The organism is Pseudomonas brassicae (genome assembly GCF_010671725.1).
Classification (GTDB): domain Bacteria; phylum Pseudomonadota; class Gammaproteobacteria; order Pseudomonadales; family Pseudomonadaceae; genus Aquipseudomonas; species Aquipseudomonas brassicae.
The window spans coordinates 1-8,428 of the sequence record NZ_JAAHBU010000385.1; the positions used below are offsets into that span (position 1 = coordinate 1).

Annotated in this window: 5 protein-coding genes and 3 pseudogenes; 5 read left to right on the forward strand and 3 right to left on the reverse strand. The window is 61.5% G+C overall.

The window, feature by feature from the left end; all coding sequences use genetic code 11:
* The 3 genes and pseudogenes from G3436_RS28355 to G3436_RS29070 all read left to right on the forward strand — a co-directional run.
* Window positions 1-313, forward strand: a pseudogene (locus tag G3436_RS28355) (hypothetical protein); the annotation flags it as partial.
* Window positions 252-698, forward strand: coding sequence for a hypothetical protein (locus G3436_RS22290; protein ID WP_163949561.1), 447 nt, complete (start codon window positions 252-254; stop codon window positions 696-698). The pseudogene G3436_RS28355 and the gene G3436_RS22290, both read left to right, overlap by 62 nt.
* A gap of 824 nt (window positions 699-1,522) precedes the next feature.
* Window positions 1,523-1,828, forward strand: a pseudogene (locus G3436_RS29070) (cytidine deaminase-like fold-containing protein); the annotation flags it as partial.
* Window positions 1,829-2,159: 331 nt separating this feature from the next.
* On the opposite strand, the gene choV reads toward G3436_RS29070, so the two are convergent.
* From choV to G3436_RS22310, 3 genes are all read right to left on the reverse strand, one after another.
* Complete coding sequence (gene choV / locus G3436_RS22300; protein WP_163949564.1) at window positions 2,160-3,338, reverse strand: choline ABC transporter ATP-binding protein; 1,179 nt, start codon at window positions 3,336-3,338, stop codon at window positions 2,160-2,162.
* A complete protein-coding gene (choW, locus tag G3436_RS22305; protein ID WP_217976829.1) occupies window positions 3,335-4,183 on the reverse strand; it encodes a choline ABC transporter permease subunit in 849 nt (282 codons plus the stop codon). The genes choV and choW overlap by 4 nt, the downstream gene beginning before the upstream one ends.
* Window positions 4,184-4,253: 70 nt before the next feature.
* A complete protein-coding gene (locus G3436_RS22310; RefSeq protein WP_163949569.1) occupies window positions 4,254-5,201 on the reverse strand; it encodes a choline ABC transporter substrate-binding protein in 948 nt (315 codons plus the stop codon).
* A 353-nt stretch (window positions 5,202-5,554) separates the two neighbouring features.
* On the opposite strand from G3436_RS22310, the gene G3436_RS22315 reads away from it, so the two are divergent.
* A complete protein-coding gene (locus G3436_RS22315) occupies window positions 5,555-6,931 on the forward strand; it encodes an L-serine ammonia-lyase (RefSeq protein ID WP_163949572.1) in 1,377 nt (458 codons plus the stop codon).
* 406 nt (window positions 6,932-7,337) lie between these two features.
* A pseudogene (gene gbdR, locus G3436_RS22320) lies at window positions 7,338-8,428 on the forward strand (choline metabolism transcriptional regulator GbdR); the annotation flags it as partial.

The window sequence follows — 8,428 nt, forward strand, 5'->3', positions numbered from 1 at the left end:
CCAGCCCAGCCCAGCCCAGCACTGGCGTCGGGCGCGCCTGTTTCAACGTGATGGACCCCCAAGGAGGGTGACTCTTTTTCGCGCGCTGGCCATCGGCCTGGGCCTGCTCCCCGTGTGCGCCGCTGCCGCGTCGGCCCCAAGCCCAGGTGACCGCGACCTTATTCGCGAACGCCAGGAGCGCCTGCTGCAAGACCAGCAAAAGCGCCTGCAGGAGTTGCAGCAGTTGCAGCCACTGGGCTGCGGAGGCCGAAGTGGTGCCGCAGGCATGGAAGGACCCGTTCGGCGAGAAGACGGCGGCGATCTACCTGCGTGAACTGGCTGAGGTCTCGACCAGCCCGGCACAGTTCAACGAGCTGGTGGAGCGGGTGTCGGTGGTGGCACGGCGCGGTATCAACGACGTGACCTGGGATGTGGACGCAATCTTCGCGGTCACCGGCGCGCCGGCGGTACTGCGGGCCTTGCTGGCCAAGCGCGCGGCGGCTGCGGGTGCGGGCCTGGCGGATGATGTAGCGGCGAAAATCCCGGCGTGGGAAAGCGTTGATGGGGCGTATGGGGGGAGTATTCCGGGACGGTCACGGCCAATGGGAAGGCCGTGGACAAGGTTGGGGATTTCAGTAATGGGTTGGTTGGTGCAAAAGGGGAAGTGTCCGGTCTTCTTCCAAAACCTGGTGCCACATCTATTCCTGCAAGTGGTGTAGGTGCTGGTGCAGCATTTAAGGTAGATTCGAAGCAGATAGGTAAAAAACTCGGTAAGCACGTTGAAGATTTCGGCGGCAATGCGGCTAGCCCAGCAGATCGTAAAATGGTACTCGATAAAATTCATGACGTTGGCAGCAACCTGAAAAAGTAATCCCTGGGACTTTTGCTGGGCAAGGAGCAAATGGCGCACGGGGTGATGTGTTTTTCAGAGTTAAGGGTAATGATGTGGTTGTTACCAAGCCTGATGGAACGTTCGTTACTATCTTGAAGGATGGGGTAACTCAGAATCCATCTGTACAGAGTGCATTGAAGGGAGGCGTCAGGTAATGAATTCTCATCGACTTATGACTGCCTGGCTGTTAACAGTGCTCGGGAAGAAACTACTGTCAGTAAATGCTCTATTCCATGTTTTCTCTTCCGAGAGGGACGGCGCCCCTCAAGAGGTTGGCCTTCTGTTTGAAAGTTCTGGAATTGGGAAACTCTATGGCGGAGCTGATGGTGCGTCTATCTGTTTTTCTTTGAGTCCGATTTTAAGCTGCGATCTAGGTGAGTACGGTAGGCAAGATATTTTTTGTATCTCTGGTGAGCTTTATTTCTCCGATGTTGTAGGAAGGACGTTAGTGTCAGCATCGCTTGTGCACTCCTTAGCAGAAGACGTAGTGATAGGCGTTGCACTCTCGTTTGATAACGGTTGTTGCTTATCTATTTTAAACTTGGGTGATGAGTTTTTTTGTCTATGATGAGATCCCAGAGGAAATAGTGATCAGCGAGGGCGTGAGCCTTACCTCTGTGAGTTGATGGTGCAAAAGCTACTGCTCCGAAAGTAACGGCGGAAGGTAAGATTGGTGGTCAGGCGTTCACTGATGTTAACCAGACGGCGAGGCCCGGCGCTCAAGCAAAAGCTGACCAGCCGACACTCATAGCTGATCGTGTAAATACAAAAATAGAGTCATCTGGTAAACCGTTGCCAAATGCAAATATGGCCACTGCACATGCTGAAATTGGAGTTATACAGCAAGCTTATAATGCTGGGAAAACCCAAGGGGCGGCTATGACTCTCAAAGTTGAGGGGCAGGCTGTTTGCGGTTATTGTCGAGGGGATATTGCAGCCGCGGCGGAAGGCGTTTGAGGAGTTTTTCCTGATGGGTGATGTTAGCTTAGAACTATTGAGTTGAGCCACTTCAGGGGCGCCGGATATTCTCGATGGGACTGCTACGGCGTATTTTCTTGAAGGATTGATTAATGTTCAGCCAGGACCTGGTTGGATGACCATGGCAATCCACGCCGCGTCGTTTCACTTGGAAATTCCAGGCAGTCCGACTACGCCATGGCCTGTCTGAGTGGCGATATCGGCATTTTGGCTTGGATTCAGATTGCGCTGGAGCGCCCCGGTGTTCCCTGCGACCTGCACAAGGCCCGCTCCTGAGGAGCCGGCCTTGCCGACGAAGGCGCCGGTGAAATCACCCCAGATTCTTGCCCAGCAACGCGTGATACAGCTCGCTGTCGCCCAGTATCCCGACCACCTGGTTGCCGTCCTGCAGCACCAGCTTGTTCCCCGTCTGATAGCGAATCTGCAACGCTTCGCGCATGCCGATGCTCGCGTTCACCAGGGTCGGCTTGCGCTCCAGCCCCTCGACCGCCTCGCCCGGCGCCCAGTTCTGCAAGGCCATGCCGTTGGCGCCCTGGCGTGCGCCCTTGATGGTGTTGCCCTCGGCCAGGTCCAGCCAGGAATCACCGCTCGGGTCCAGGCACACCGAGCCATTGATGCGCTTGCACTTGTCCAGCGTGCGCATCAGGCTGCGCCCGCACAGCACATTGAGCGGGTTGGTGTGGGCGACGAAGGTGCGCACATACTCGTCCGCCGGGTTCAGCACGATCTCTTCCGGCTTGCTGTACTGGATGATGCGCCCGTCTTTCATGATCGCGATGCGGCTACCGAGTTTGAGCGCCTCGTCCAGGTCATGGCTGACGAACACGATGGTCTTGGCCAGCTTGCGCTGCAGTTCCAGCAACTCGTCCTGCAGGCCCTGGCGGATCAAGGGGTCGAGCGCCGAGAACGGCTCGTCCATCAGCAGGATGTCGGCATCCATCGCCAGCGCCCGGGCCAGGCCCACGCGCTGCTGCATGCCACCGGACAGCTCGTCGGGCTTCTTGTTGCGCCACTGGGTCAGGCCCACCAGCTCCAGCTTCTCGTCCACCAGCTTGCGCCGTTCCTTCTCCGGCCGGCCCTGCATCTCCAGGCCAAAGCTGATGTTCTCGCGCACTGTCAGCCAGGGCATCAGGGCGAACTTCTGGAACACCATGGCGATGCGCTGGGTGCGCATCATCTTGAGTTCCGCCGGGGTGCAGTGGGCGATGTCGATCTGCGAGCCTTCATGCTCGACGAACAGCTTGCCGCGGCTGACCGTGTTCAAGCCGTTGATACAGCGCAGCAGGCTCGACTTGCCCGAGCCCGACAGGCCCATCAGCACGCAGATCTCGCCCTTGTTGATGTCCAGGCTGGCCTTCTCGACGCCGACCACCAGGCCGGTCTTCTTCAGGATCTGTTCACGCGTGAGGCCCTGGTCGAGCAGGCTCAGGGCCTCACGCGGGTGCCTGGAGAAGATTACGTCTACCTCTTCGAAGCGAATAATGCTCATGCTTCACTCCTTGCCGGTGCGTCGGGTTGTTTGCAGATACGGTCGAGCATGATCGCCAGCAGCACGATCGCCAGCCCGGCCTCGAAGCCCAGCGCGATATCGGCAGTGTTGAGTGCATTGACCACAGGTTTGCCCAGCCCGTCGGCGCCCACCAGTGCGGCAATCACCACCATCGACAGCGACAGCATGATGCACTGGGTGACGCCTGCCGCGATGCTGGGCATGGCGTGCGGCAGTTCGATGCGCGAGAGCAGCTGGCGCCGCGAGCAGCCGAACGCCTTGCCGGCGTCCAGCAGTTCCTGCGGCACGTCGCGGATGCCCAGGTACGTGAGGCGGATGGGCGCGGCGATGGCGAATACCACCGTCGAGATCAGCCCCGGCACCACGCCCAGGCCGAACAGGGTCAGGGTCGGGATCAGGTAGACGAAGGTGGGCACGGTCTGCATCAGGTCGAGCACCGGGCGCATGGCGGTATAGAACATCGGCTTGTGCGCGGCCAGGATCCCCAGCGGCACGCCGATCGCTACGCACACGAAGGTTGCGAACAGCACCTGGGCCAGGGTTTCCATGGTCTCCTGCCAGTAACCCAGGTTGAGGATCAGCAGGAACGACAGGGCACAGAACACCGTCAGTGCCCACTTGCGCTGGATCAGGTGAGCGATCAGGGCAACCAGGCCGATCAGCACGAAGGGGTTGAACCAGGTCAGCGCCCCGGTCACACCATGAATCATGAATTCCAGCGCTTCGGCAAAGGCGTCGAAGTAGTTGGCGCCGTGTTGCGTCAACCATTCGACGAAGGCCGCGATGTGCTGGCCCAAGGGTATTTTTTGATCGATCAGCATGATAGCGAGCGTCCACCTGCAAAGGATTGGAAACAACCTGCGCCGGGCCGTCGCGACCCGGCGCAGGGCGTGCTTACTGTGTGAGCTTGGCCTTGGCCGCCTCCAGGCCCGGCTTGCCGTCCACGGTGGTCACGCCGGCCAGCCAGGTGTCGAGCACCTGCGGGTTCTGCTTGAGCCAGGCCTTGGCCGCCGCGTCGGGCTTGACCTTGTCATCGAGCACCTTGCCCATCAGGGTGCTTTCCATGTTCAGGGTGAAGGAGAGGTTTTTCAGCAACTGGCCGACGTTGCTGCATTCCTGGCTGTAGCCCTTGCGCGTGTTGGTGAGCACGGTGGCCTTGCCGAATTCGGGGCCGAAGAAGTCATCGCCGCCATCGAGGTATTTCATCTTGAAGCGGGTGTTCATCGGGTGCGGTTCCCAGCCCAGGAACACCACGTCGGTGCCGCGCCGCTGTGCGCGGTCAACCTGCGACAACATGCCGGCCTCGCTCGACTCCACCACCTTGAAGCCGGCGTCCTTCAGGCCGAAGGCGTTCTTGTCGATCATGCTCTGGATGGTGCGGTTGCCATCGTTGCCCGGCTCGATGCCGTAGATCTTGCCGCCCAGCTCCTTCTTGAATTTGGCGATGTCGGCAAAATTCTTCAGGCCCTTGTCGTACAGCGCCTGGGGCACGGCCAGGGTGTACTTGGCGTTCTCCAGGTTGGCGCGCACGGTCTCTACCGTACCCGCGTCGCGGTACTGCTTGATGTCGTTTTCCATGGTCGGCATCCAGTTGCCGAGGAATACATCCATGTTCTTGCCGTCGGCCAGCGACTTGTAGGTCACCGGCACCGAGATCATGGTGGTGCGCGTCTTGTAGCCCAGTGCTTCGAGCACCGCGCTGGTGACAGCGGTGGTCACGGTGATGTCGGTCCAGCCGACGTCGGAGAAGTTGACGGTGTGACACTGCTCGGGCTCGACGGCCTGGGCCAGCACCGGCAGGCTCAGCAGCGCGGCGAGCAACAGCGGGGGGGAACCTTTCATGGATGGACTCCTGGGTTTTTTTTCGGATGTCCCACGGGACAGGTGCCGTGCAATCGAGTCGATACCGATCATCTAACAGCCAAAATCAAACGCCTACAGGGTGCGTCGTATCCAGTACAGGCAGGGTCGTATCCAGTGCCGGTGAGGTCGCTTACAGAGTTGTCGGCCTGGATAAACGCTGTTGTGGCGCCTCTGCACCGCAAAAAAACGGCGCAAAAAGCGCATCGGCAACGGGCGGCGTTGCTGGACAAGAGCGCGTCGGTTGTAGACGCCGGGGCCGCGGACAAAAGCCTGATGATGCGCGAAACCGGCGGATTGCCGCCTTTTCAGCGTAGCAGTCAGAGGTGCATGGCATGGCCATCAGCGTGTTCGACCTGTTCAAGATCGGTGTCGGCCCTTCCAGCTCCCACACGGTCGGCCCGATGCGCGCCGCCGCCCTGTTCGTGCAGGGGCTGCGCGAGCGTGGCGAGCTGGCGCGGGTGCAGCGTATCGAAGTGCGCCTGTACGGCTCGCTGTCGGCCACCGGCATCGGCCACGGCAGCGACAACGCCGTGATCATGGGCCTGATGGGCGAATGGCCGGACGCCATCGACCCCACCCAGATCGGCCCGCGGATTGCCGCGCTGCGTGAGACCGACAGCCTGCTGTTGGACGGGCGCCTGCCGGTCGGGTTCGTGTGGGCCCGCGACATGCGCCTGCTTGAAGAGAACCTGCCGTACCACCCCAACGCCATGACCCTGATCGCCGAAGACGCCCACGGCGAGCTGCACCGCGACACCTATTACTCGGTGGGCGGCGGCTTTGTGGTGGACGCCGAGCAGGCCGCCAGCGGTGTGCTGGACGCCGACACCAGCGTGCTGCCCTACGATTTCAACAGCGCCGCCGAGCTGCTGGCGCTGTGCGAGCAAAACGACCTGCGCGTGTCGCAATTGATGCTGGAAAACGAAAAGGTCTGGCGCAGCGAAGCCGAGATTCGCGCCGGCCTCCTGACCCTGTGGCGGGCCATGCAGGCGTGCGTCGAAAGCGGCCTCAAGCACGAAGGCATCCTGCCCGGCGGGCTCAATGTGCGGCGCCGTGCAGCGCGCCTGCACCGCAGCCTGCAAGAGCTGGGCAAACCCAATGTGATCGGCTCGACCCTGAGTGCCATGGAGTGGGTCAACCTGTATGCGCTGGCCGTCAACGAAGAGAATGCCGCGGGCGGGCGCATGGTCACCGCACCCACCAACGGCGCCGCGGGGATCATCCCGGCAGTGCTGCACTACTACATGCGCTTCAGCGACGAGGTGAGCGAAGCCAACGTGGTGGACTTCTTCCTCGGCGCGGCGGCGGTGGGCATCCTGTGCAAGAAGAACGCCTCGATCTCCGGGGCCGAGGTCGGCTGCCAGGGCGAGGTCGGTTCGGCCTGCGCGATGGCGGCCGCGGGCCTGGCCGAAGTGCTCGGGGCCAGCCCGGCACAGCTGGAGAATGCGGCCGAAATCGGCCTGGAACACAACCTCGGGCTGACCTGCGACCCGGTTGGCGGGCTGGTGCAGGTGCCCTGCATCGAGCGCAACGCGATCGCTGCGGTGAAGGCGATCAATGCCGCGCAGATGGCCCTGCGTGGTGACGGCGAGCATTTCATTTCCCTCGACCGGGTGATCCGCACCATGCGTGATACCGGCGCCGACATGCATGACAAGTACAAGGAAACCTCGCGTGGCGGCCTGGCGGTGAGCGCCATCGAATGCTGAGCGGCCTGCGCCGTTTTCGCCCACGCCCGTGACCGGCGCGCCGCCTTTTGGCGCAAGCGTTCAAGGCTGGGAACAGCTTGTTGAGAACAGGCTTTGTTTCGCGCGCGGTGACACCGCGCGTTGTCGTTTCTGGACATCCTTCCCACAAGTGATACCAGACTTCTCACCCCGTCTGATCGGTCCTACGGACACGCTTTGGGCCGGGCTTTTGCGTTTATAACCAGGGCTTTCGGCGGCGGCTATATAGACGCTTCGCGATGTCGTTTTCAGGAGTTGTTGGATGGCCATTCAAGTTTGGGCATGGCATTTGCGTTGTGATTGGCAAAGCCCCTGCACTCGAATCGGGGCCATGACAACAAAAGCCCGTGCCTGAGGCGCAACCTGCATTGTGTGAGGAGAGATCGCGATGACGTCGTACAACTCCGGGACCCCAACCCAAAACCGCACACCCCAATCCATCGGTTTCCTGCTGCTGGACAACTTCACGCTGATTTCCCTGGCCTCTGCGGTCGAGCCACTGCGCATGGCCAACCAGCTGTCGGGCCGCGAGCTGTATCGCTGGAGCACCTTGAGTGTGGATGGCGGCCAGGTCTGGGCCAGCGACGGCCTGCAGATCACCCCCGATGCGGCGATGCACAAGGCACCGGCGATGGACACCGTGATCGTGTGTGGCGGCATCGGTATCCAGCGCACGGTCACCCGCGAGCATGTGACCTGGCTGCAGAGCCAGCGCGCCAGTCGCGCGCCTGGGGGCGGTATGCACGGGCAGTTGGGCGCTGGCCTGTGCCGGTTTGCTCGACGGCTTCGATTGCAGCGTGCACTGGGAGTGCCTGGCCTCGATGCAGGAGGCGTTCCCGCGGGTGAGCATGAGCACGCGGCTGTTTACCCTGGACCGCAACCGTTTTACCAGCTCGGGGGGCACGGCGCCGCTGGACATGATGCTGCACCTGATCAGCCGTGATCATGGGCGCGAGTTGTCGGCGGCGATTTCGGAGATGTTCGTGTATGAGCGTATCCGTAACGAACAGGACCACCAGCGCGTGCCGCTCAAGCACATGCTGGGCACCAACCAGCCGAAGTTGCAGGAGATCGTCGCGCTGATGGAGGCCAACCTCGAAGAGCCGATCGACCTCGACGAGCTGGCGGTGTATGTGGCGGTGTCACGGCGCCAGCTGGAGCGATTGTTCCAGAAGTACCTGCATTGTTCGCCATCGCGCTACTACCTCAAGCTGCGCCTGATCCGTGCACGGCAGTTGCTCAAGCAGACGCCGATGTCGATCATCGAGGTGGCGTCGGTGTGCGGGTTCGTGTCCACGCCGCACTTCTCCAAGTGCTACCGCGAGTACTTCGGGATTCCGCCGCGTGACGAGCGTGTGGGCTCCAACACTGCGCAGCAGGTGGCGATGATGCCGATCCCGCAGGCGCTGGTGCTGTCGCCGCTGGCCGGGCCGATGTCGGCGTTGGGCCAGGCGCGCAACGAGTCGACGTTTGCCAGCG

Excerpts from the sequence above, each read along its gene's own strand:
- G3436_RS22315 (WP_163949572.1), top strand. The coding sequence starts at position 5,555 with ATGGCCATCAGCGTGTTCGACCTGTTCAAGATCGGTGTCGGCCCTTCC.
- G3436_RS22310 (WP_163949569.1), bottom strand. The coding sequence starts at position 5,201 with ATGAAAGGTTCCCCCCCGCTGTTGCTCGCCGCGCTGCTGAGCCTGCCG.
- choV (WP_163949564.1), bottom strand. The coding sequence starts at position 3,338 with ATGAGCATTATTCGCTTCGAAGAGGTAGACGTAATCTTCTCCAGGCAC.